The organism is Marinobacter sp. ANT_B65, from assembly GCF_002407605.1.
GTDB lineage: Bacteria > Pseudomonadota > Gammaproteobacteria > Pseudomonadales > Oleiphilaceae > Marinobacter.
The window spans coordinates 107128-131176 of record NZ_NXGV01000006.1 but is presented as its reverse complement, the minus strand read 5'-3'; the positions used below and the strand labels follow the sequence as shown (position 1 = coordinate 131176).

Here is a 24049-nt window from a genome sequence, read left to right as displayed (position 1 = left end):
TAAAGTAATCCCGCGTTGCGGGTGTATTCGTGATCATATCCCGGATTGCTCTGGGGGGCTGGATTCCGGTCTCTTGTTCGGGCCCATGCAGCTTAGCAAAAGCTGCTGATGCTTACCTTCACATTTCGGATTTACAAGTGCCCGAAAACCTGGTGATGGAATCAAAGCAAGGTGCTTGCCAGTTTTACGGCTTGCTTCCTGGCAGCAGCTTTATTTAGCGCAGATGAGGCATCTGGAGCCGGCTTGTGTGGGTGAGATCCTGTAAACTAATGTTTGCGACGGCAAGGTTTCGCTCCATAATGGTGCGTCCGAGAAAGAGTGGCCACTGATTTGCTCTAATTTGGTGCACAGCGTTTGTCAGGCGGAATTGATTAAGAAATAGGCGTTTTTCTTCATATAAACGTTGCGGAGTTTTCGATATACTGCGCGCCGCTTCATTTTCTCCGCATCTGTCCGGACCATCGATCTGGTTGGCATATGTGAGGCACCGGGGGCCATCAGGCTTCGAGTGGATGAGTTCATTTTACAGATTTGAGATGGCATGTGCGGGCTTTTAGCCCGTGAACGACCCTCTCAGGTCATTTAGTGCATGCCGCAGGATTAATTTTGTGATTGAAAAACTTCGAAATATCGCCATTATCGCCCACGTTGACCATGGTAAAACCACCCTCGTAGACAAGTTGTTGCGTTTGTCCGGCACACTGGATCGTAAAGAGCTCGAGAACGAGCGGGTTATGGACTCCAATGACCAGGAAAAAGAACGTGGCATTACCATTCTGGCCAAAAACACCGCACTGAAATGGAATGGCTACGATATCAATATCGTGGACACCCCGGGCCACGCTGATTTTGGTGGTGAAGTGGAGCGGGTAATGAGCATGGTAGATTGCGTGCTGCTGGTGGTTGATTCCATCGACGGCCCGATGCCTCAGACCCGCTTCGTGACACAAAAAGCCTTTGCGGCCGGTCTGCGCCCGATTGTGGTAGTCAACAAGATTGACCGCCCTGGTGCCCGGCCGGACTGGGTTGTAGACCAGGTTTTCGATCTGTTTGACAGCCTTGGTGCAACCGATGAGCAGCTGGATTTCCCTATTGTTTATGCCAGTGCGCTGAATGGTATTGCTGGTCTGGATCATGAAGATCTCAGTGACAATATGGATGCTGTATTCCAGGCAATTGTCGACCACGTTCCAGCCCCGGCGGTGGATCCGGACGGCCCCTTCCAGATGCAGGTGTCCCAGCTCGATTACAGCAGCTTTCTCGGTGTAATTGGTATTGGTCGTATCGCTCGCGGCAAGATCACAACCAACTCGCCAGTGGTTGCCGTTGGTGCTGATGGCAAGAAGCGTCAGGGCCGGATTCTGAAGATCATGGGCCACTCTGGTCTGCAGCGTGTGGAAGTTAATGAAGCTCAGGCTGGTGATATTGTCTGCGTGAGCGGCCTTGATCAGCTGTTCATTTCCGACACCCTGTGCGACATGAATAACGTTGAGGCTCTGCCGCCATTGACGGTAGACGAGCCTACTGTATCCATGACCTTCCAGGTTAACGACTCACCTTTCTGTGGTAAGGAAGGCAAGTTTGTAACCAGCCGGAATATTAAAGATCGTCTGGAGAAAGAATTGCTGCACAACGTAGCCTTGCGCGTTGAAGAAGGCGATTCCGCGGACAAGTTCAAAGTTTCTGGTCGTGGCGAGCTGCATCTGTCAGTTCTGATTGAAAACATGCGTCGCGAAAACTTTGAGCTCGCAGTAGGCCGTCCTGAAGTAGTTATCAAGGAAGTGGACGGCGAGAAGCAAGAGCCTTACGAGAACGTCATCGTAGACATTGAAGAGCAGCACCAGGGCCCTCTGATGGAGCAGATGGGGTTGCGTAAAGGCGATCTGACCAACATGGTTCCGGATGGCAAGGGCCGTATGCGCCTTGAATATACCATTCCGGCACGTGGTCTGATTGGCTTCCGTAATACCTTCCTGACCATGACGTCCGGTACAGGTATTCTTACCTCAACTTTCAGTCATTACGGTCCAATCAAGGTTGGTGATGTGACCAATCGTCAGAATGGCGTTCTGGTTTCTATGGCTAAGGGTACGGCTTTGACCTACTCCCTGGAGACGCTCCAGAGTCGGGGTAAGTTGTTCCTTGACCCTGGTCAGGAAGTCTATGAAGGTCAGCTCTGTGGTATTCACAGCCGTGACAATGACCTGGTGATTAACCCCACAAAAGGCAAGAAGCTCGACAACATGCGTGCTTCGGGCAAGGATGAGGTTATTTCCCTGGTGCCTCCTATCAAGTTTACTCTGGAGCAGGCGCTTGAGTTTATTGACGACGACGAGCTGGTTGAAGTGACGCCCAAGTCCATTCGTCTGCGCAAGAAGCACCTGACAGAGAATGAGCGTAAGCGCGCAGGCAAGAAGTAATGCTTGTGTGTTGAACAAGGCCGGCGCTGGTAACAGCTCCGGCCTTTTTTGTGCTTTTCGCAAAGCTCGCCCACCATGCGGCCAACTCCGCTACAATACCGTTGAAATCTATCTGATCGGTGGAGAGGCGAATGCTCAATTTGTACCCGGATATTAAACCCTATGCCAGGCATAAGCTGGCGGTCGACTTGCCTCACGAGCTTTATATTGAAGAGAGCGGAAACCCTGACGGTATCCCTGTACTTTTCGTTCATGGTGGCCCCGGGGGTGGGTGCGAGGATTACCATCGGCGTTTTTTTGATGCTGAGCGCTTCCGGATTATCCTGATGGATCAGCGTGGGGCGGGTCGTTCTACGCCTCTCGCCGAGCTGGAAGGAAACAGTACGGACAAGCTGGTTCAGGATATGGAAACCATACGCACGTTTCTGGGCATTGAGCGTTGGCTGCTGTTTGGTGGAAGCTGGGGCTCGACTCTCTGTCTCATATACGCTCAGACCCATGCAGAGCGGGTGTTGGGGCTTGTTCTTCGAGGGATTTTCTTGTGTCGTCCCAAAGACATTTCCTGGTTCTATCAGGACGGCGCAAGTCGGGTGTTTCCGGATTACTGGCTGGAGTTTGAGGCGCAGATACCCGAAAGCGAGCGTGGAGATATGGTGAGCGCATACTATCGCCGGTTGACCAGTGACAATGAGTTGGAACAGATTCAGGCGGCAAAGGCCTGGTCGGTCTGGGAAGGTCGCTGCGCAACTCTGCATCCTAATCCACGGGTTGTTGAGCACTTTGGCCACCCCCATGTTGCAATCGCGTTGGCGCGTATCGAGTGCCATTACTTCATGAACTCTGCTTTTCTGGAAGATAACCAGATTGTACGGGACGCACACAAACTCAAGGATATTCCGGGGGTTATTGTGCATGGCCGTTACGATATGGTCTGTCCGCTGGACAATGCTCTCGCTCTCAGTAAGGCTTGGCCCGAAGCAGATTTGCGAATTATCCGCGATGCAGGGCACTCCGCCTCTGAACCGGCCATTGTGGATGCTCTTATCCGGGGCGTTGATGAAGTGATGGCGAAAACGGTGGAGCGTGCGGGCTGACGCTATGTGGCGTAACAAAGGTTGCGGGGACCTTTGAGCATGGATACAATCTTACGCGGTTTTAATTTCCATTTTGCCAGAGCGATCAGCATAGCGGATGAAAGGACTTGTCCAGCGGGTATCGGAAGCGAGTGTCGAGGTCGGGGGCCGTGAGATTTCCCGGATAGGTGCTGGCATTCTGTTGCTGCTGGGCGTGGAGCAGGGGGATGGGGATAAAGAGGCGAAGGATCTGTGCCGAAAAGTTCTCACTTATCGTATTTTTCCCGATGACACAGGCCGTATGAACCGAAGTGTTCTAGACACTGATGGTGCCCTCTTGGTTGTTCCCCAGTTTACTCTCGCTGCAGATACTTCTTCTGGTACGCGTCCGGGCTTTTCCCGGGCTGCTGGCCCGGATTTTGCTATAGATCGCTATGCTGCGTTCCTCCAGTTTGCCCGTGCTGACATGGGTGCTGACCGGGTGGCGGAGGGTTGCTTTGGTGCCGATATGAAAGTGAGTCTGATTAATGATGGGCCAGTGACTTTTATGCTTTCAACTCGTGACAGGCACGAGAGATAGGTCGGCGAAAACCAAGGATTTTTTGCTCCCGGGTCATGCTCGAAGCGCACAGAGGAATAAAGGGTTGCGCTTCTGGTTCCAAATGAGCTAATAGTTTGGCATTAAAAATTTGCAAACGAAGCGATGTTGTATTACAAAAGACTCATTAGTTGGTGCTTTAAGAGAGTGCCGTAAGTCTATGAACTATAAAGATCTGGCAAAGCTCAGACCTCAACAATAAGAAAAGTTGCTGTTATGTCACAAACCTGACATACGGTAATCGTAGAATCGGAGCCATCCAGTCGTGCTGGGGCGCCTTATAGAAATCGGGATTGACCCGTTGCTAAAAACTGAATTAACTCGCAAAAGGACATACAACATGAAGAAAACACTCATTGCATCAGCTATCGCTGCAGCCACTTTTTCTGGCACCGCGCTGGCTCAGGAAAGCAACCTGCCGACTGTGTACGGTAATATCCAGTACGTGGTAACGCACACCAATGTTGACGGTGCAGGTTCTGCTATTGAGCACGCTGATAACGGTTCTACTCTGGGCATCAAGCATGACCACGAAATTGCTCCGGGCATCACTGGTTTCTTCAAGCTGGAGCTCGAAGGCATCAACGCTGACGACAAGTCCAGCAGCAACGGTATCGACTCTTTGGACGAAGCCTACATTGGTGTGAAAGGCGACAGCTTCGGTCAGGTATGGGTTGGTTCTGATGACTCCGTATACGAGAGTGCTATCGTTAAAATCGGTAACTTCCACGAATACGGTTCTGACATTTTCGCCAATTACGAAACCGGCGAAGGCGACCTGGTTCAATACATGTCTCCGTCCTTCGGTGGCCTGACTCTGGCAGCTGCTGTTCAGATCAATGGTGACAACGATACTAAAGGCGGCGCAGACAAGTCTTATCCTTACCAGTTGGTGGCCACTTACGCAGTAGACGCTCTTGAAATCTCTGCTGCTATGGACTCTAACGATGGTGGTGCAGGCCCGAACAATGAAAACAGCTATGGTCTGACTGCAACCTATAGCATGGGTGACTTCAGCCTGATTGGTGAATATCAGACTCGCAAGGACGTTGATGACCTCATGGGCGTGATGGGTGTGTACACTCTGGGCGCGAACCAGTTTGCGCTGTCTTACCAGGTGCAAGATGTTGACGCAACTGACGACAAGAATGACACCATCATTCTGCAGGCGCTGCACAACGTATCAGACAACATGTACGTTTATTTCGAAGGTTACCTGTCTAACGCTGACAGCTCAATCTATGCTGATCCTGACGGCACCGTCGCTACTGGTGACGAGCGCACTATCGCAGCAGTTGGTGCGGTATACTACTTCTGATCAGCTAACCAGCTAGTCAGTCAGTATTGAAAACCGGTGACCTCAGGGTCACCGGTTTTTGTTTTTTGGGTTTGCGGAATTAAAGGTGCAAGAGGTATGGCTGAAGAGCTGGAAATCAAGCTGAGTATTGATCCGGACTGCATCAAAACGGTGCTGAATTGGCTGCTGACCCATCCTGAAGCTGCAAAAGGGGGCAAGAAGCTTCTGGTGAATTGCTATTACGATACGCCAGAGGCAGAGCTGAATCGTCAGCACGCAGCTCTTCGTGTGCGTCAGGCTGGAAGCCATTTTATTCAGACGCTAAAAACCCGGGGAGAGTTCGTCGGTGGGGCTCATCGCCGCCAGGAATGGGAATGGCCCGTTGCTGAAGCTTCGTTATCTCTGGGCCTGCTTGCAGACACGCCGCTTGGGGATAATATTAACCTGGCTCGTCTGGCCCCCGTGTTTGAAACCAATTTTACCCGGCAGATTGTCATGCTGGATGATGGCAAGGCCGTGATCGAATGTGCGCTGGATAGCGGTGTCATTAAGAGTGCAGGCCATCAAAAGCCGCTTAATGAAGTAGAGTTCGAGCTCAAATCCGGTGATCCTTCCCGTCTTCTGGTCTGGGCTGAAAGGCTTGCCCGGCATTGTCCTGTTTTCCTGAACCTGATCAGCAAAGCCGAGCAGGGATACTATCTTGCGGGGATCAGGGCGGCAGAGCTGTCAGTTACAGATAGTGCTGTTTCTACCGATGCCAGGCACGATGACTTTGATTGTTTCTTGCGGCAGCTCAGTAAAGCATGGCTGACGGAGAGTGTTGTATCTTTTGACGGTGTGGATGTTCAGGCGCTTCATGCCGAAGCTGAAGCCTGCGGGTTGGGGCAGGCTTTTTCCCGTGTTGCCGGGCGTCTGGCCGGGGGCGAATCTTTAAGTGGTGTGTTGAGCGATCCTGAAATGGGCCAGTGTCAGCTTGGTATGCTGCTGAGTCGTCAGGCGAGCGGATAAACCCAGTCCGGGCTTTATTAACAACTGCGGCAGTTTGAGGTTTGCCGGAAACAGGTAAAAACCGGAAGAATACTCAGTTAGCTGCGGGAGGAGATGCCTTGGATGTCGCTGTGGTGTCCTGCATATTTCTCCATTTCTCCATAAAAGTACGATAGCGCTGCAGTGCCTCTTTAACTACTTCAAGGTCCGGTGTGTCACTTGATCTGACCAGTACGATAAGCCCTTTGCCTTGAATTTCACCTGTCACGGGTGGGTGGCAGATGACTTCATCATTCTCATCGATGTACGCCAGCGCAGTGCCTATGCCGTGGCGAATCAAAGCACTGACTATGTCAGCCCAGTTGAGGTCGTCCAGCTTCAGGTCGTACCTGTGCGGATGGTCCTGCTCATAGTTGAACATGTCTTCCAGCACTTTTTCCGACCCCGGCGCAACCACAGCGCGTACCATGATTTCAGGATAGGTGCGAACGGGACGTATAACGGCCTGAACCCCGAGCGCTTTGAAACGGCTTCGGTTGGTGTCTGTTACACATTCTACTGTTGTTTTCGGGCCAAGGTTGAGCTCGCCCAGACGGTGGGCTATATCGAATGTGAGGCTGTCTGAGTGAGGATCGGATTCATCGGCTGCCAGCACAACAATGTACTTTGCACTTCCTGCGTGCACGGCTTTCAGGGCTTCGGGATCGAATCCCGATCCATGAAAGTGAACTATGCCCAGGTCGGACAGTTCGGCAGGAAGGCCGTTCGGAAATTCGCGGGTAAGTAGCATGATGGGAATGGTTTCATAACCTTCAACCGAACGGATCTGCGTTGCGAAGCGCATGAAGTAGGTCACGCCGCCGTGTTTCGGGGTATTTATGATAACAATGTGGTTGTTCATTTTATAAATCCAGCGTCCGGTGAGAATGCGTTCCCGGCGGTAGAACCGGTATTCGATAAAATCGCTGACAATCAGTGTCAGCATGGTGATTGCGCCCACGAACATCAGCAGGATGGTGCTGATCCGCCCGACGTAGGTAACGGGAGCGAAGTCGCCGTAGCCTACCGTGGCGATGGTGGTCATCGTCATCCACAGTGACTCAAAAAGAGTCAGGTCTTCAACGGACCAGATAATCAATATTTGGGTGGCCAGCAGTCCCATCAAGATCATGAACAGGCGCTTTACCCGCTTCCGAATCAGTCCGCCTCTGGGTACCTGGCTCTGCCCATGTTCGGCGTTAAGAGGAAAGCGGTTTTTCAGCATCCGGTGTTAGCCTGTTCAGTCTGGGGTAAGTTCGTTATACAGTAACGGAAATATAACAGAGAAACAGGGGTTTGCATTATGTCTGAGCCGTGGAGTTGCCTTCCGTCGCATCTGGCAGCCGATGTCGCTGCCAGTTGGCCGTCGGTATTTCCGGCTGGTCTGCCCGACTGGCTGCAAGGAGATGCCTGCATATCGGCTGAAGTAATCGCTCAGGCAATGGCCCGGAGCCTGTTTCTGCGCCAGACAATTGAGAGGCACCAGGAACAGGTGCGACTTCTGTTGGAGTCGCGGGCGCTGAGTGAACCGACCACTCCGGGTTTTCTTCAGGCGCGGCTGAATGAATACCTGAGGGATGTAACAGACGAACCCTCTTTGCATGCCGCATTGCGCCGTTTCCGCAGGGAAACACAGTTCCGCATTATCTGGCGGGACCTGATGCGCTGGGCTGATTTATCGGAAACCATGGCTGCAACAAGCGCGTTTGCCGATGTGTGCATTCAAGGGGCTCTTGATTGGCTGCACAGTGCGGCGTGTGAACAGTACGGTACTCCCTGGGGTGTGGACCCGGTATCAGGCTCAGACGTGCCCCAGTCGCTGATCGTGATTGGAATGGGGAAGCTGGGTGGGCGAGAGCTGAACGTGTCCTCTGATATTGACCTGATTTTCGCTTTTCCGGGAAATGGCGAAACCCGAGGTGGAAAGCGTTCTCTCGATAATCAGCAGTTTTTTATCCGTCTGGGACAGCGCCTGATTCAGGCTCTCGATCAGATTACCGCCGACGGCTTTGTGTTTCGTGTTGATATGCGTCTCCGACCCTATGGCCAGAGTGGTGCTCTTGCGCTGAGCTTTGCAGCACTGGAAACCTATTACCAGGACCAGGGGCGTGACTGGGAGCGTTACGCAATGGTGAAGGCGAGGGTGGTGGCCGGTGATCCGGCAGCCGGCCGGGTTCTTATGGCAAGCCTCAGGCCATTTGTCTATCGCAGGTATATTGATTTCAGCGCATTTGAATCTCTGCGCAGTATGAAAGCGATGATAAGCCGTGAAGTCCGGAGAAAAGGGCTGGAAGACAACATCAAGCTTGGTAGTGGGGGCATCCGTGAAATCGAGTTTGTGGTTCAGGCATTTCAGCTTATCCGTGGTGGTCGTGACAGGGAGTTGCAGCAGCGGGAGCTGCTGATAATCCTGAGTGAACTCGAGGCACTTGAGCTTCTGCCCTCGCAGGTGATTAAAGAACTTCGTGACGCCTACGTTTTTCTCCGCAATCTGGAGCATGCCCTGCAGGGAATGGAAGACAAACAGACCCAGCTGTTGCCTGAAGATGAGCTTTCAAGAATGCGGGTTGCGCTGATCATGGGCTTTGAAGACTGGGAGGGCTGTCGGCAAGAACTGGCGCATCATCGTGAAAAAGTTGCCGCACATTTCGCCAATATTATTGCCACCGAAGAGGATGAGGAGGGCGCGCAGTCGCCTCTTGATGAAGGCTGGTTTGAACTCTGGCTCGCAGAGGCTGACGAGGTCTCTGATGCGCAGTGGCTGAAACAGCACGGATACGAAGACCCGGCTGGCAGCCTGGCTCTGCTTGGTAGCTTGCGAGACAGTCGCACGGTTCAAACAATGCAGACGCAAGGGCGTACGCGGCTGAATCAGTTCATGCCAGTGTTGCTGGCGGCACTGGCCGAGGTCAGGAATCCTTCAGAAACCCTGTCCCGGGTGCTACAGCTGGTGGAAGCTATTTTGCGCCGAACTGCATACATGGTTCTGCTCCTTGAGAATCCCGGGGCTCGTGCCCAGCTGGTCAAGCTCTGCAGCGAGAGTCCCTGGATAGCGCGGCAGCTGGCGGAGACGCCGCTTCTGCTGGATGAATTGCTTAATGCTGAAAGCCTGTATACCCCACCCGCAAAAAAAGAGCTTCAGGACGATCTGCGCCAGCAGATGCTTCGGATTTCCTACGATGATCTGGAAAACCAGATGGAATCTCTGAGGCATTTCAAAAAGGCCCACTCGCTCCGCGTCGCCGCATCTGAGCTGAAGGGCACTTTGTCATTGATGAAGGTAAGTGATTACCTGACATGGATTGCCGAGGTTGTTCTCGATCACGTTGTTGATGTGGCCTTTGCCAATCTGGTCGCACGTCATGGCCTCCCGGGCGGGATTGACGGTGCATCCAATGAAACGGATTTTGCAGTCATTGGTTACGGAAAACTGGGCGGGATTGAGCTGGGCTACACGTCTGATCTGGACCTGGTATTTGTTCATAATGCGGACCCGGAGCTGGCAACTGATGGTGACAAGTCCATTGACAACGCAGTGTTCTATACGCGCCTTGGGCAACGAATTGTTCATATACTCAATGCACAGACTCCTTCGGGGCAGCTGTATGATGTCGATATGCGGTTGCGGCCGTCGGGTAATTCGGGGCTGCTGGTAAGTTCTCTGCAGGCCTTTGAAAAATATCAGCGTAGCGATGCCTGGACATGGGAGCACCAGGCGCTTGCCCGGGCCCGGGGTGTCGCAGGGTGCCGCAACACACTCGCGGCTTTTGAGGCAATCCGGCACGATATTCTTTGCCAGCATCGTGACAAAAACACGCTGCGACAGGAGGTGCTGGATATGCGTGAAAAAATGCGATCGAACCTGGGTACCCCGGAAAGCCAGCGCAAGGAAGTTTTTCACATAAAGCACGATGCTGGCGGAATAGTGGATATCGAATTTATGGTGCAATATCTCGTACTTGCATGGTGTGAAACATATCCGGAATTGACCCGCTGGTCTGACAATATCCGGCAACTCGAAGAGCTGGGCAGTGCCGGCGTATTGTCGGTGGAAGATGCAGAAAGGCTACGAGAAGCCTATATTGCCCTGCGTTCAAGCATTCACCGGCGGGCGCTCCAGAACCTTAACAGCCAGGTGGCAGGTGATGCATTTATGGACGAGCGGCGGCATATCCGGTCAGTCTGGCAGAAAATCATGGTGGGATAGCGCTCTGGGTGTCGTTCTACCAAAAAATCCTGCTAGAATATCCGATCCCCGAAAACTGCTTTTTTAGGAGCAACGAAGAATGTCGATGGCTGATCGCGATGGCGTTATTTGGCTGGATGGTGAAATGGTTCCCTGGCGCGAAGCCAAAACCCACGTCCTGACCCACACTCTGCACTACGGCCTGGGCTGTTTTGAAGGGGTGCGAGCCTACAGCACTGCGAATGGCGCGGCTATTTTTCGCCTGAAGGACCATACGGATCGACTGTTCCGGTCTGCCCATATTCTGAACATGAAAATCCCCTTCAGCAAAGAAGAGCTCAATGAAGCTCAGTGTGCGGCCGTGTGGGAGAATAACCTCGACGAAGCTTATCTGCGTCCGATGGTTTTTCTGGGTTCAGAAGGAATGGGACTGCGTGCAGATAACCTGAAAGTTCATGTGATGGTCGCCGCCTGGAGCTGGCCTTCATATATGTCGCCAGAAGCCAAAGAAATCGGCATCAAAGTGCGCACATCGTCTTATACGCGCCACCATGTCAACATCACCATGTGTAAGGCCAAGGCTAATGGCAACTATATCAACTCCATGCTGGCGTTGAATGAAGCTATTGCCAGTGGTTGTGAAGAAGCGCTCTTGTTGGATAATGAAGGCTATGTAGCGGAAGGTTCCGGTGAGAATATCTTCATCATGCGTAATGGCGTCTTGCATACGCCCGAGCTGACATCTTGCCTTGAAGGCATTACCCGTCAGACGATCCTGGACTTTGCAGGCGACCTTGGTATCCCTGTGAAAGAACGACGCATCACCCGTGATGAAGTATACATTGCTGACGAGGCCTTCTTTACGGGCACAGCAGCTGAAGTGTTACCAATTCGTGAGCTGGACGGTCGTGTTATTGGCGCAGGTAAGCGCGGACCGGTTACTGAAAAACTGCAGGCAATGTATTTCGATGCGGTTAAAGGAAAGCTCCCGCAGCATAGCGACTGGCTGACGTCGGTCAAAAGCTGAGAGTAAATTTTTTTTGTAGCCGTCCGCTGCTGTCAGGTAGTCGGGCGGCTTCTTTGTTTTTAAATTCATCAAATTGGCAGGTGCAGAAAATGGCTGATGTCATTAAAGTTCCGGTTTCTTTCGGCGAAGTTCTCGATAAGATCACTATTCTGGAAATCAAATCCGAACGTATCAAGGATGAAGCCAAGCTGCATAATGTTCGGCTCGAACTGGATGAACTCAGTGCGACCTGGAACGAGGCAGTAAAGGATCAGAACGCCATTGCCGATCTGCGTAAACAGCTGAAAGCGGTTAATGAAGAGCTTTGGGTTATTGAGGATGATATCCGGGATGAAGAGGCTGCACAGAATTTTGGGCCCAGATTCATTGAGCTGGCTCGTGCCGTATATGTTACGAATGATAAGCGGGCAGCGCTGAAGAAAGACATTAATCTTGCGCTCGGGTCGAGGTTTGTAGAAGAGAAGTCCTACCAGGACTATACCGCCCGTAGTTGAATGTCGGGGGGCATTTAATCCTCTGCTCCCCCCTCCACTTTGTGCCGGTCACTTTCTTTAGTCGCCGATGCTTTTTGGGCGAATGGCCCCAACAAAGTCGCACAGGCAATTCGATTGCGCCGCGAGCTTTGCCAGACAATCCCTGTCTGGAACATGCCCTGCAGAATTATGCTCAATGCACGGGCAGCTGTTGCACAACACGCTGAGCCTTATGGTTTGGCCGGGTATAACGAAAACCCTTTGCTTGCATACCACTTCCGCCAGTATTGCCTCCTTTTTAGTTTTTTCAGTCGAGAGACAGAGCAATACGCTGACCAATAATCTTTTGCTGTAGGCTGCGCCCGTGGTGAACGCGTTAACTGGTCAGCATAGCGGTCATACTCGCCTGCAAGCGGGTGGAACCGGACTTTTCGCCATGGCTTGTCCCACCCGATATAGTGAATGATTTTGGGGTCGATAAGGGCGTCGTTGACATCCTGCTCCGCAAAAGCCCATATCTGCTCATCCGGACGATAAAGACCAGTCTGATGATTCCAGGTCAGGGCAAGGTGTTTCCATGACTTGTGTAGTACGCCGTTTAGTGCGCATTGGTCATTGGTGCTGATGCGGTGAGGGTTATCCCGCTTGAAAGCGAAAACCTTTTCGGGAATCTTGTCCCGGCGCCATAGATCGAGGTTTATCAGCAACATTCCAGAGTTGAAGTATTCATTCTGGGGAATTCCAAGCTTCTGATAAGTATGGCCCGACAAATTCTCCACTGCGCCGATATGGTAGCCGTCTATATCAATAGACCACAGATCAATAATGTTGCCCCTCACGATCATGTCGCAGTCCAGGTAAATGACTTTTTTAACCTGGCTGTCAAAAATCTCGGGGATTGAAATGCGGTAGTAGGCGGATGAAGTTATGTGTTTGATCGTAGGCAGATTGTCGTATTTGGTTCTGTCGATGCGCACAAAGTCGATATTTTCGCCGCCAGCCCTTTTCACCTCCTCCTGCATCCAGCTCTGTGTTTCAGGATGGATGCCTCCGTCGATACAAAACAGTCGAAGCCGGTGAGGAGTTGGACAGTTTTTCAGGATAGACGTGAACAGAACTGCCAGGTGGGGGGCATAGTTCTCGTCCGCGCTTGCCACAATACCGACATGATCTGTGGCGATTGTTCTGATTTCTGAGTTACTCATAATACTTGGTTAACCCGATAGCGTTCTGAAAGTTGACTCTTGCGCCGCCAATATTTCCAGTTCTGGCGAAATGCGGTGAAAAACGTCCACCGGGCCTGCAAGGTATCGTCAGGGGGGCGCTGATCAGCCCAGGGTGTCTTCCCGATAAACAACCGATAGTAATCCTTAAATGGGTGAAAACAGACAATTTTCCAGGGTTTCTTTTTGCCCGTAAAATGAACAATGCTTGGAGTCAGAATAGCTGCTTCAAGCTCTTCTACGGAGTAGCTGCAACCATCAGCATACTTGGTCGCCACCTTGTAAATATCAGACTGCATGTTCCAGCGCACTGGCAGCCTCGTCCAGCGGCCTTGCAGCACAGCGTTCAGGCTGCACTGGTCGTGAAACTGAAGTTTGCCCGCGTGCTCACGGGCATATTCTGTTACATCACGATGAATGTTTTCTGCTCGCCATTGTTCAAGATCCATCACTAATATGCCTGCATTGAAGTAGTCACTTCTTTCAACACCGATGCCAATACATGCTTTGGGTGACAGGTTTTCTACCGCTGCGACAGGCTGGCCTTCCATATTGGTCAGCCAAAGATCGGACAGGTCATTCAGTACCAGAGTGTCTGAGTCGATATATATAATTTTTTTTATATGACTCGGGATATATTCCGGAAGGTTAATGCGCTGGTAAGTTGCAATTCCGTATCTGCTTGCCGGAATCCCTTCGTACAACGAGTCATCTGGCTGATAAACCATGAGAGTGCCGCCGTGATCTTCGATGCATTGTTGCATCGCGTCAACGGTGTGCGGACTGATCCCGCAATTGATGAGGTGGAAATCAATGCTGCCCTGGCAGGAATGGAGCGCTGAAAGCATCATCACTGTTGCATAGGTTGCGTAGTTTTCGTCACAGCATGCTGCCACCTGAGGTGTGTCAGCCATGTGGTTTTCCTCGCAGATAGAATGAATAGATAGACCTACAGATGATCGTGATCGGGTAGCGGCCGCAAGCATACTAGAGATACGATTTAAGTGTATTGATTACCCTGAGTCAATTGTGACAGCCCATCAGGTTGCTGGCTTCCTCGTCTTGCGGTTGAAGATAGAACGAGTATATGAATCCACCGAATACGGCATTGATATAATGCCCTGTGGTGTAAAGGACGTATGATTCAAAGAGGTTTATGAGGGTCCAGAATCCGAAAAAACTGAGAGCGAAAATGAAAACATCGTCGGGCATCCGGCCTCTTCGATGGGCGATAAATGTCGCTATGCCCAGCCAAATTATCATGGACAGCAGAATTGACGTCCCTGTCAATCCGTTCGCGACGAGGCTTTCAACCAACGAATTGTGCATATGGCCAAAGTTGTGCTTGAACCCGTCTGAGAAAAAGCTGGACTGGTCAATCAGGTCTTTGACACTGCCCGGCCCCCAACCCACCAGCGGGCGTTCTTTCAACCATTCCAGAGCGACTCGCCAGGACAGTAGCCGAATACCATGGCTGGTCTGTGGGTCAGGAGGGGAGCTATCCAGGGTGATGTATTGACCCAGAGAAAGCGTTTGACTGTTATAGGATTCTTTAATCCGTTCTGAAGTGCTCAGGCTGGCAAGCACGGTGCCAAACAAGAGCAATAAGACCAGAATAAAAACAGGTTTACTGTTCCGCTGGTCATGGGCAGAGTCTTTTTTCTTCCATATGAGGCATGCAGTGGTTGCGACGCCAATAGTGCCGCCTGTGAGGATGCCGAGCCAGGCTGCGCGAGTCTGGGTGCTGATAAACACGAAAGCCGCTATGGCAAACGTGATAACAACAAGAGCTAATGCCACTGTACGGAGCCCACGAGGTGGGCAGGTTTTAACGAGCCGGGATGTGAAACAAACCATGGCTATCAAGGCTGTTCCCAGGAACATGGCGGTGTGCTGGGCATTGTGAATGCCAAAGTCCGTCCGTTTTCCTTCCCAGGCTTGAGTCCAGTAGCCAGTTCCAACGGTTGTCAGTAAGTAGGTAGCAAGCCCTGACATACTCAGTAGCAGAAGGTGCCAGCGATAAGGACGCGCAAGCACTCCCATACCTAAGGCGACGAGAAATACCATTGCCGGCTTCAGGAAATACCGTGTTTCACGAATTCCCGGATCGATGCCCGGCGGTAAAGTGTAGGAATACCATAGCCTTGCAAGACCGAGGAATCCCAGCATCACTGTGCATGAGAGGAACAGAGGATCATGGATAACACGGGATCTCAAACCTGTTTTTCTGCCTGAAATGAAAACCAGCCAGATAAAGGTCAGAATCATTACACTCTCTGCGCCTCTGTATGCTGCCAGGACCGGGAGGTAGCAGAATATATAGGTCACAAGGGCTGCGATGAACAGCATTTCGGCGCGGCTCTTCAGGGACAGCCAGGCCCTGAATGTTGATGTCGGCGCGACGCTGGTCATTGGATGTTTCCGCAGCTCCGCTGGGCTATCCACTCGTCAAGCTTTGCACAGACTTCATCCGCCGAGATCAGATCCATGGCGCCTTCAAATTCTGCTTTTGCTCCCCAGCGGGCTGATTCAGTGTTCTTTCCGGTATAGATCTCCAGTGCTTCATCGTAGTGATCAACGCACCATGGTAATGAGTTGTATGGGCCGGAACGATGCGGGTTGCTCGCAGCATAAAGACCAATGACGTCGGTGCCCACTGCGCTGGCGATGTGGGCGGGCCCTGTATCCGGGGCAACTACAAGGTCAGCGGCGGCCATTAAAGCCGTCAGCTGTTTGAGGGTGTCCTTACCACAGATGTTAATGGCAGGTTCCTGCATCTGACTGGCAATGGAATTGCAAAAATCTATTTCGAAAGTCGCAGGGCTGCCAACCAGAATGACGTTCATTCCATGTTGCCTGATTGCATGGTCGGCCAGAAGCGCGTAACGATCTGGTGACCAGTTGCGAAGTATATGGCTGGCACAGGGGCTGATAATCAGGTTCCGGCGATCCTGTCTCAGATAAGCTGATGCGAAGCTCCGGTCGGAGTCAGAAACAGGTATCAACCATTTTGCCGGCGCGGGTTTGAGGCCAAGAGGTGTCAGAAAACTCGCAAGGCAGTCCCGGACATGCTGTCTGGTGGCGGCAGGAATCCGGCGGTTAACAAATAATCCATGCAGGTCCTTGCTCCGTGCTTTGTCATAACCCACCCGGATTTTTGCGCGGATACAGGCAGAAACAAGGTTTGCCCTGAGAGCAACCTGCATGTGCAGCAGAGCATCAAATCTGCGCCCCCTCATATTTTTCCAGAATTCAGCGTAGCCGCGCCAGCCACTCTTTTTGTCGAATACAATAAATTCGACACCGGGAAGGTCACCGATCAGGCGTGACTCGATTTTACCGATAATCCAGGTGATATGGATGCCCGGACATTGCTCTTGAAGGCTGAGAACAACGGGCACGACATGAGTGACATCGCCTATCGCAGACAGGCGAAGAATGCAGACTGATTTCATTAAACCGAAGTCCTGTTGGGTTTCATTAAGCCGTTATTGCCTTCCATGGAGCATTGCTTGCGATCACTGATAAACTTTGGAGTATTCTAACTGACTCAGCGAAAATCGTCTCAGATCGTTCGGAGCGGTTGAGCGCAATTTCATTAATTTAACGAGAGTTATGATGGTCGACGGTGTGTGTATTTCGCGAGAGCATGACTTTGTCTCTATAGCCCGTGAGGACTATGGGGCCATTGTTACTCCGGCATGGTTTGATCCGGATGCCTGGGGTGTGGCCGCGAAGCCCGTCACCAGCGGCGGTCGTGGAGGGGCGTGGTTTGTTGAGACGGCGGACATGTCGGCAGTCTTGCGAAAGTACTTGCGAGGAGGGCTTGTTGCACGAATCTCCAGATCCAATTACCTCTATCTTGGTGAAAAACGAGTTCGTTCGTTTGCGGAATTCCGGCTCCTGCTGAAACTGCACGATGATGGTTTCCCCGTTCCCCGGCCCATTGCAGCAGGTTACAGGAAGACGGCTTCTACCTTTTATCAGGGGGCAATCCTTCTTGAGAGGTTGAAGGATTCTGCACCGCTGGCCGACCGTATCGGTGATCTTTCCTTAAATCGGTGGCGGTCCCTTGGTGGGATTCTTCGCCGGTTCCATGATGCCGGCGTATGTCATGCCGACCTGAATTGTTTCAATATTCTGGTTCGGGACGACGGCTTTTATCTTATCGATTTTGACAAGGGGGAGATCAGGGAAAAATCAAACCGGGCTGCTTCCTGGAAAGCTGCAAATCTGGCAAGGCTTCATCGCTCTCTGGAGCGCCTGAGCTGGCCCCGTGAGAATGCGGGAGGTCTGGAAGACCGCTGGGTTGGGCTGAAAGAGGGTTACCAGGGCAAGGCCGGGTGAGCCGCGATGTTGTTCAGGCGACAGTAATTCCGCCACTCGCTGAATTCTGTCCATTGGTTGATAAAAACAAAGTCCAGACCCGCGTTTCTGGCAGCCTCATGATCATAACGGCTATCACCCAGAAAGAGTGCTGGCTGGAGAATGTTTCCTCTGGACATCTCGCGGGCAAGGATCTGATCTTTGCTATCCGGGCTGCCAAATATTCCTCCTTCAAAAAGGGGGGCGAGTTGTCGCTTCCCGAAAACTGTCCTGAGTTCGTCCTGGTCACTTCCTGAGACAATCAGCCACCGGCAATCAGGCATGGATGCTTTTAGCTGGTCCAGGCCGGGAACAACCTCGCATGACAATAATCCGTTGAATACCAGCTTCGCATACTCTGCCAGGAGCTCTTCGCGGGAGGGACCTCTGGCTCCCTCGGGAACCAGATGGCTGAGGAAATAGTCAAACTTGCGATACCGGGAGATGCCGCCATTGTTACGGTGATAATCCACGAGCGCACAAGCCAGATCCTGGCCATAGGGAAGAGCAGCCTTGAAGAAGGCGTCAGTCTTGAGATGGTTGGAATCCAGAACCACCCCGTCACAGTCAAAAATCAGAGTCCGGTATTCCGATTTTCCACGAATCATGAGAGCCGCTTCCTTAGTGCCGCCTCTACACCAGGTACATCTTCCGGAACGTCGACAGCGAGGCTGCCCGGGTGAGTTTCTATCATCTTTATTGGCACTCCGAGTTCGAGGAAACGCAGGATTTCTATGTCCTCGGACTTCTCCAGCAGGCTTTTCCGCCCAAACCGTCTGAATGCTGCCAGTTGAGGTTTACTGAAACCGTAAATACATACCTGTTTTTTGTAGGCTTGTGGTGCATTTTCCGGATCTTTAAAACCGGGCAGGGCCAGTCTGGACATGTAAACGAGCTGATTGTCTTCGGTGGTAATGACCTTAGGGATATTAACGCTGTGAACATCTTCCTGCCCGGATACCCAGCTAAACCCGTTTATAACCGAGTCCATGTCGGCCAGCTTTGCGTCCCGGACTCTCAGGATATCTTCTGGCATGACCAATGGCTCATCTCCCTGGACATTGATAAATATGTCCGCATCGATCTGCTCCGCAGCTTCTGCAAGCCGGTCGGTACCTGTCAGAGCTTCCGGACTGGTCATTACAGTCTGAAAACCGGCCGCTTTCGCGACATTGGCAATACGGTCGTCATCCGTGGCCACGTAGACGTGTTCGCGGCCGACAGCACGGGCTGAGAGTTCCGCAACCCAGATAATCATTGGCTTGTTGATCAGGTTGACGAGAGGTTTGCCAGGGTATCTGGACGACGCATAGCGAGCGGGAATCAGTACGACGCTTCTCATGGATGCCTCAGAGTGAATAGATGGACTGAATGGGGAGTCGGTAGCGCGTCGGCGTGACGGCCATTAGCGGTGTTGCTCCCCCGGAGTTGTAGTATGCATTAATGATCTGATTCATCTCGATAGACCGGGGATCGTCAGAGTCATAGCCGTCAAATCCGGCCATGAGAATCTGCGATGCGCCACCGCTGGCAATTGCGGCGAGTGCGTATGCGGCAACCAGAGATGAGGGTACGGCGCAGCTTTCTGAAGAAAACCTGAAGGTATCTGCCTCGACGCTGAGACCATAGTCGAGAATGGACTTGTTGCCCAGAGCCCGCTTTACCTCGGGCGGTAACATGGATGCAGGGGTGATCAGAGGTTGCGGCAGGCGTGCGTGTTCGTCGCAATCTGCGAGGAGGCGCATTGGGTGGCATGCAATCCTTACATCAATCAGTGCCGCCGGAATATCCTGCTGTGCGTTCAATGCTGCAACAACGGGGCGGTGGCGTTCAATGTAACTCTCAAGCGCCTTGCTGTATTGCCGCACGCTGGGCCCGGTTCCAAGCAAAAGAATGGTTTTGTCTTTGAATAGCTCGACGGGGTTCCAGGACCCCGTCGTTTCCGTCTTATAAAAATGGCGAGCGGCATCAAGAGTGTCGAGGCTGAATTTTTTGCCTCCTTCTACTCGCAGCCGGTCAATAACTGCAAGCAGGTCTTCTTCTGTGTATCGTGAGTCTGTCAGCATGGACTGGATGTATGTCGGGTGGATCCCGTACTTTCCCGCCAGATAGTAATAGGGGTTCGTGCCCCAGCCATAATGCTCTTTCATTGGCTGGAAGTGTCTGCGGATCAGGGCCAGAAGAGGTATCAGGTTCGGCTGTTCTGGCAGCTCGTCTGCTATGGCAATGAGAAGTTCTTCCATTTTTGCATTGCCCGGGCCCCGCCCCATTCCGGTCACGGTTGCGTCAACCCAGGTTGCACCTGCCTCTGCTGCAGCAAGGGAGTTTTGCAGCGCAAGCCCCTGGTTGTCGTGAGTGTGAATGCCTATGGCTCCCTGCCATCCGTCTCTGACTGATTCGACCAGGTTCCGGGTCTCGTCCGGGCTCATGCTTCCCAGGCTGTCGGCAACGTAGAGAACGTCGATGGGGAAATCATTGGCCTGCTGTACCAGTTGTATGATCTCGTTGTGTGGTTTATCGGCAACTTGCATGAGATTGAATCCGACCCTGTATCCATGCTCCTGCAGCCAGCGCGAAGCAGGCAGGACTTTTTCAAACTCATGCGCGTGACAGGCGATTCTGACCAAACCAACTGGTGAGTCGTCGGCTCCACAAGGAAACAGTGTCGACAGATTTTCCAGAGACAAATCAGGCGATACAAGCTCACAGGCATTTACCATGACGCAGACTTTCATGCCTGGCGGGATGCTCAGTGAGTAAAGAAACTCATCAGTGCTATAGGCAAAGGCGCCTTTGAATCCATTGGTCTTCAGCGAGCGGAAACCCAGCTCAACGACATCGACTCCTGCTGCCTGCATAGCAGCCAGATATGACTGAACCATAGTGGGGTGGAAGTCCCAGGCATTGTAGTAACCACCGTCTCTTAACGTGCAATCGAGAAGGATCATCTATTGTTTCCAGACGTAAGTTGGTTGCTGATAAATAGCCCCGGCACGGTTGTTCAGGACTTTCTTTTTGCCAGGCAGTAAACTGTGCAATCAGAGGATACTATGCCGTAATAGCAGTGCAATACGGCGTCACGAATAGAGTAGAAGGAATCGGGTTTGATTGAAATACAGTCCCCAGCAAAGCGCCCCGGAATTCTTTGTTTGACCGACAAATGTGACCGGCCGGAAAGCGAATTGTTTATCGGCTTGAGAAATGAAGGGTTCCCCATAGATGTTATGGCGAACCCGGATGGCGCGAACTTTGAGAGGTTGAGCCATGCCGGTCTGATTGCTGGTCAGATTGCCCTGAAAAATCGCTTTGATAAAGAAGGAACTGCGGCTATTCGCAAAGTGCTGGAGACTGGAGCGTACGATGTTGTGCATGCATTCAATCCACGCGCTCTTGCCTGTGCGTTGCGGGCCAGCCGCGGGATGCCGATAAAGATAGTTGCTTACCGGGGCATCATTGGCAACATCAGTTACCTCAACCCGGAATCCTGGATTACCTTCCTTCACCCCAGAGTAGATTGTATCGTTTGTGTGGCGGAGGCCATTCGGAACTATCTCGCCGGATTGCATTTTCTCTGGTTGCACTTGCCGCCCTCGAAACTGAAAACAGTATACAAGGGGCATGATCTGGGGTGGTATCGGGATACCCCTGCAGACCTGCAGGAATTTGGTATTCCTGAAGGCGCATTCACGATTTGCTGCACAGGAAGGGATGTGCCGAGAAAGGGTTTCGATGTGCTTGTGGAGTCTCTGGCACGGTTACCCTCTGATGTTGTTGTTCACTTGTTGCTGGTGGGGGATCTGGACCGGAATGAAGCGCTTCGGCAACAGGTGCAGGCATTGCCTAACCCTGAACGGGTGCACTTCACAGGGTTCAGGAAAGATGCTCCCGCACTTGCTGCCGCCAGTGATATTTTTGTTTTGCCCTCCAAGGAGCGTGAAGGCTTGCCCCGCGCGGTCATTGAGGCCATGTCTTACGGAGTGACACCTGTTGTGACGGATGTTGGCGGTATGCCTGAGCTTGTTGAACAGGGTGTGAGCGGGCTGGTAGTGCCTCCCAATGATGCGCAGTCGCTCAGTGATGCATTGTTGAAGCTATACCGGGACAGGGAACTCCTGGAGCGGATGGGAGGTAATGCTCGCCGGCGGATAGACACGGATTTCCATACCTCCCGGACTGTGCAGCAGATGGGTAACATCTATTGCGGGTTAACGGGGCAGAACTGAATGCGCCGCTACCTTTTCTTCGTTAATCAACCTTACTCCTATTCGATTCTGCGCCCATTGCAGGCGGAAATCCGGCGCCGGGGCGACGAGGTTGCATGGTTTGTTGCCGGGTGTTCAACGGCCCCCCTGAAGCCTGATGAGAAGAGATTGAAGACCGTCAAAGAGGTGGAAGCCTATGGGGCGGCGGCGACGTTTGTGCCGGGCGACTGGGTGCCTTACTTTTTTCCGGGTATAAAAGTAGAAGTATTCCATGGAATGGCGAGAAACAAGCGTGGACACAAAAGTGAAGATGAAAGTGACCACTACCGGATTCGTGGCTGGTTTGATCTTTACTGTACTCAGGCTGAGGGGGATACCGAAAAATTTCAGGCTTTAGCGCAAGAACTGGGACATTTTTCGGTCGCCAAAACCGGCTGGCCCAAGCTCGATCCATTGCTGAAAGATGTCGTTGGTGGTGAGCGGGTCCGTGCTGAGGATGAACCTCCAACGGTATTTTTTGCCTCAACCTTCAGCCGGTCGGTCACTTGTGCTCCGCAGCTGGCGGACAAAATCGAGGAACTTTCGCAGAGTGGGCGGTGGCGTTTTATTGTGACACTGCATCCGAAGATGGACGAGAGTACCGTTGAACGTTACCGGTCAATGCGGGGTGCCAACCTGAGGTTCGTCGAGAGTGATGAGGACTTGATTCCGCTACTGCCTGAAGCCGATCTCATGCTGTGTGACACTTCGTCCATTATGTTTGAATTCATGTTTCTCCAGCGGCCTGTGGTGACTTTCCGCACAAAAATGCCGGGGCCATATCTTATAGATGTGCAAGACGTTGACCTGTTAGAGGCTGGGCTCTCCCAGGCGGTTCAGCGCCCGGAAGGACTTCTTGAAGCACAAAGGCGTCTGTGCCGGGATCTCCATGAGTTTGTTGACGGGCGTTCGAGCGAGAGGGTTTTGGATGCGATTGATCAGTTCCTGGCCGAAAAAGTGCACACTTTAAAAAACAAGCCGTTGAATCTGATCAGGAAACTCAAAGTCCGACGTCGCCTGCGCAGAGAGCTGGCGAAAACGCCTGACTAACTAACGGTATCTTGATGTCGAAACTGGAGACAGAGTTCCCGGAAAAGGACCATTCATGAGCGGTCTGGATGTATTTTTGGCCAGCACTCCGTTTCAGCTTATAGGCTGTGGAGAGGCGCGATCATACTATGATGTTGAACATCCACTGCTGGTTATCGTTCGCCCTGATAATAAGGCAACGGAACAACAGATGGCGTTCCTGATAGCGAAACTCGACTGGTCAGGGGAGGTGATATGGCTGCCAAAGCGGCTGTTTTATGTCTGGCTCTGGCTGCTTCTTTGCAGATTGAAAAAACAACGGCTCAACCGGCTGTTTGTCGGAAATAAAGGAAGCTGGATGCACGAAATATTTTTTCGTGCTCTTGTGTCGTCGGAAATCGTTTTCCTGGACGATGGGCTTGGCGCTACGGTTCTCTGCTACGATGCAGCAAAGCGAGGTATGGTGGCGTCAAAAATCTCGAAGCGGAAAGGTTGGCTGCTGGCCATGCTGGGTATCCGGCTTGCGCCGCTTCGGAAGGAAAAAATGACATTTTTCACGTGCTTTCCTCTGTCCCCTATCGAATCTGTAGACATCGTGCAGCACCATTTTCAGGTGTTCAGGGAGCTGTTTGGTCTCAACCAGCGCCGAACCGATTGCCCGAAAGTTAACGGGGTTGGCTATTTGGGGCAGAATCATGGAAAACAGGCTCTTCTGGAACGCCTGAGGGAGCATTTTCTGTACTTGAAGGGCCGTCACCCTGACACACCACTGATCTATTTTATGCATAGAAAGCAGCGGTTGGAGTTGTTGTCGCCTTGTTTCGAAGGGGTACCTGTTAATATCCAGTCGAATTCCATGCCTATCGAAATTGCAATGGCGTTGTCAGATGACAGAATCGAAGCCTTTTACGGCTTTACTTCCACGGCACTGTTTTCGCTAAAGAAGCTATTTCCGGAGCTTTCCGTTTACCGCATTGAAGATAAAGGTATCTCCGAAGCTATTCATCATCCTGACGAGCTTTGGCAAATACTGGGTCATGCAGGTGTAGAGACCATTGAGTTCAGGCCCGGAGGGAGTGTTGAATGAAGGC

Annotated in this window: 20 protein-coding genes; 12 read left to right on the top strand and 8 right to left on the bottom strand. The window is 52.1% G+C overall.

What is annotated here, in order from left to right; all coding sequences use genetic code 11:
- Positions 1–608: 608 nt before the first annotated feature.
- From typA to CPA50_RS18950, 5 genes are all read left to right on the top strand, one after another.
- Complete coding sequence (gene typA / locus CPA50_RS18970) at positions 609–2420, top strand: translational GTPase TypA (RefSeq protein WP_096784120.1); 1812 nt, start codon at positions 609–611, stop codon at positions 2418–2420.
- Between the two features lie 131 nt (positions 2421–2551).
- Positions 2552–3514, top strand: coding sequence for a prolyl aminopeptidase (gene pip, locus CPA50_RS18965; protein ID WP_096784119.1), 963 nt, complete (start codon positions 2552–2554; stop codon positions 3512–3514).
- A 97-nt stretch (positions 3515–3611) separates the two neighbouring features.
- Complete coding sequence (dtd, locus tag CPA50_RS18960) at positions 3612–4073, top strand: D-aminoacyl-tRNA deacylase (protein WP_096784118.1); 462 nt, start codon at positions 3612–3614, stop codon at positions 4071–4073.
- 358 nt (positions 4074–4431) lie between these two features.
- Complete coding sequence (locus CPA50_RS18955) at positions 4432–5409, top strand: porin (protein ID WP_096784117.1); 978 nt, start codon at positions 4432–4434, stop codon at positions 5407–5409.
- Positions 5410–5505: 96 nt separating this feature from the next.
- Positions 5506–6396, top strand: coding sequence for a CYTH domain-containing protein (locus CPA50_RS18950; protein WP_096784116.1), 891 nt, complete (start codon positions 5506–5508; stop codon positions 6394–6396).
- Between the two features lie 73 nt (positions 6397–6469).
- On the opposite strand, the gene CPA50_RS19825 is transcribed toward CPA50_RS18950, so the two are convergent.
- On the bottom strand, positions 6470–7639 hold the full coding sequence (locus CPA50_RS19825) for a potassium channel family protein (RefSeq protein WP_096784115.1): 1170 nt from the start codon (positions 7637–7639) through the stop codon (positions 6470–6472).
- Positions 7640–7717: 78 nt separating this feature from the next.
- Between CPA50_RS19825 and glnE the strand changes: the two genes are divergently transcribed.
- The 3 genes from glnE (at position 7718) to CPA50_RS18930 (ending at position 12121) form a co-directional block, all read left to right on the top strand.
- Positions 7718–10621, top strand: coding sequence for a bifunctional [glutamate--ammonia ligase]-adenylyl-L-tyrosine phosphorylase/[glutamate--ammonia-ligase] adenylyltransferase (gene glnE, locus CPA50_RS18940; RefSeq protein WP_096784114.1), 2904 nt, complete (start codon positions 7718–7720; stop codon positions 10619–10621).
- A gap of 79 nt (positions 10622–10700) precedes the next feature.
- Positions 10701–11627: a branched-chain amino acid transaminase gene (locus tag CPA50_RS18935; RefSeq protein WP_096784113.1), complete on the top strand. Its 927-nt coding sequence runs from the start codon at positions 10701–10703 to the stop codon at positions 11625–11627.
- Between the two features lie 89 nt (positions 11628–11716).
- The gene (locus tag CPA50_RS18930) at positions 11717–12121 is read left to right on the top strand and encodes a DUF6165 family protein (protein ID WP_096784112.1); all 405 of its coding nucleotides are present in this window, start codon (positions 11717–11719) and stop codon (positions 12119–12121) included.
- Between the two features lie 209 nt (positions 12122–12330).
- Here CPA50_RS18930 and CPA50_RS18925 read toward each other — a convergent pair whose 3' ends face one another.
- From CPA50_RS18925 to CPA50_RS18910, 4 genes are all read right to left on the bottom strand, one after another.
- Positions 12331–13305, bottom strand: a complete 975-nt coding sequence (locus CPA50_RS18925; protein ID WP_096784111.1) for a glycosyltransferase family 8 protein — start codon at positions 13303–13305, stop codon at positions 12331–12333.
- Positions 13302–14237, bottom strand: coding sequence for a glycosyltransferase family 8 protein (locus CPA50_RS18920; RefSeq protein ID WP_096784110.1), 936 nt, complete (start codon positions 14235–14237; stop codon positions 13302–13304). The genes CPA50_RS18925 and CPA50_RS18920 overlap by 4 nt, the downstream gene beginning before the upstream one ends.
- Before the next feature lie 109 nt (positions 14238–14346).
- Complete coding sequence (locus CPA50_RS18915) at positions 14347–15735, bottom strand: O-antigen ligase family protein (protein WP_096784109.1); 1389 nt, start codon at positions 15733–15735, stop codon at positions 14347–14349.
- Positions 15732–16778, bottom strand: coding sequence for a glycosyltransferase family 9 protein (locus CPA50_RS18910; protein ID WP_096784108.1), 1047 nt, complete (start codon positions 16776–16778; stop codon positions 15732–15734). The genes CPA50_RS18915 and CPA50_RS18910 overlap by 4 nt, the downstream gene beginning before the upstream one ends.
- A gap of 160 nt (positions 16779–16938) precedes the next feature.
- Between CPA50_RS18910 and CPA50_RS18905 the strand changes: the two genes are divergently transcribed.
- On the top strand, positions 16939–17670 hold the full coding sequence (locus tag CPA50_RS18905; RefSeq protein ID WP_096784107.1) for a 3-deoxy-D-manno-octulosonic acid kinase: 732 nt from the start codon (positions 16939–16941) through the stop codon (positions 17668–17670).
- Here CPA50_RS18905 and CPA50_RS18900 read toward each other — a convergent pair.
- From CPA50_RS18900 to CPA50_RS18890, 3 genes are read right to left on the bottom strand one after another with little or no spacing between them, the layout of a single operon-like run.
- Positions 17649–18296 (bottom strand): HAD family hydrolase, encoded by a 648-nt coding sequence (locus CPA50_RS18900; RefSeq protein ID WP_096784106.1) that lies wholly within the window; start codon positions 18294–18296, stop codon positions 17649–17651. The two genes, CPA50_RS18905 and CPA50_RS18900, sit on opposite strands and share 22 nt — an antisense overlap.
- Complete coding sequence (locus tag CPA50_RS18895; RefSeq protein ID WP_096784105.1) at positions 18293–19030, bottom strand: 3-deoxy-manno-octulosonate cytidylyltransferase; 738 nt, start codon at positions 19028–19030, stop codon at positions 18293–18295. Before CPA50_RS18895 ends, CPA50_RS18900 begins: the two co-directional genes overlap by 4 nt.
- Before the next feature lie 7 nt (positions 19031–19037).
- Positions 19038–20636 (bottom strand): aldolase catalytic domain-containing protein, encoded by a 1599-nt coding sequence (locus tag CPA50_RS18890; protein WP_096784104.1) that lies wholly within the window; start codon positions 20634–20636, stop codon positions 19038–19040.
- A 201-nt stretch (positions 20637–20837) separates the two neighbouring features.
- On the opposite strand from CPA50_RS18890, the gene CPA50_RS18885 reads away from it, so the two are divergent.
- From CPA50_RS18885 to CPA50_RS18875, 3 genes are read left to right on the top strand one after another with little or no spacing between them, the layout of a single operon-like run.
- Complete coding sequence (locus CPA50_RS18885) at positions 20838–21911, top strand: glycosyltransferase family 4 protein (RefSeq protein WP_227519730.1); 1074 nt, start codon at positions 20838–20840, stop codon at positions 21909–21911.
- Positions 21912–22979: a CDP-glycerol glycerophosphotransferase family protein gene (locus tag CPA50_RS18880; RefSeq protein ID WP_096784103.1), complete on the top strand. Its 1068-nt coding sequence runs from the start codon at positions 21912–21914 to the stop codon at positions 22977–22979.
- Positions 22980–23034: 55 nt separating this feature from the next.
- On the top strand, positions 23035–24045 hold the full coding sequence (locus CPA50_RS18875) for a hypothetical protein (protein WP_096784102.1): 1011 nt from the start codon (positions 23035–23037) through the stop codon (positions 24043–24045).
- Positions 24046–24049: the final 4 nt, after the last annotated feature.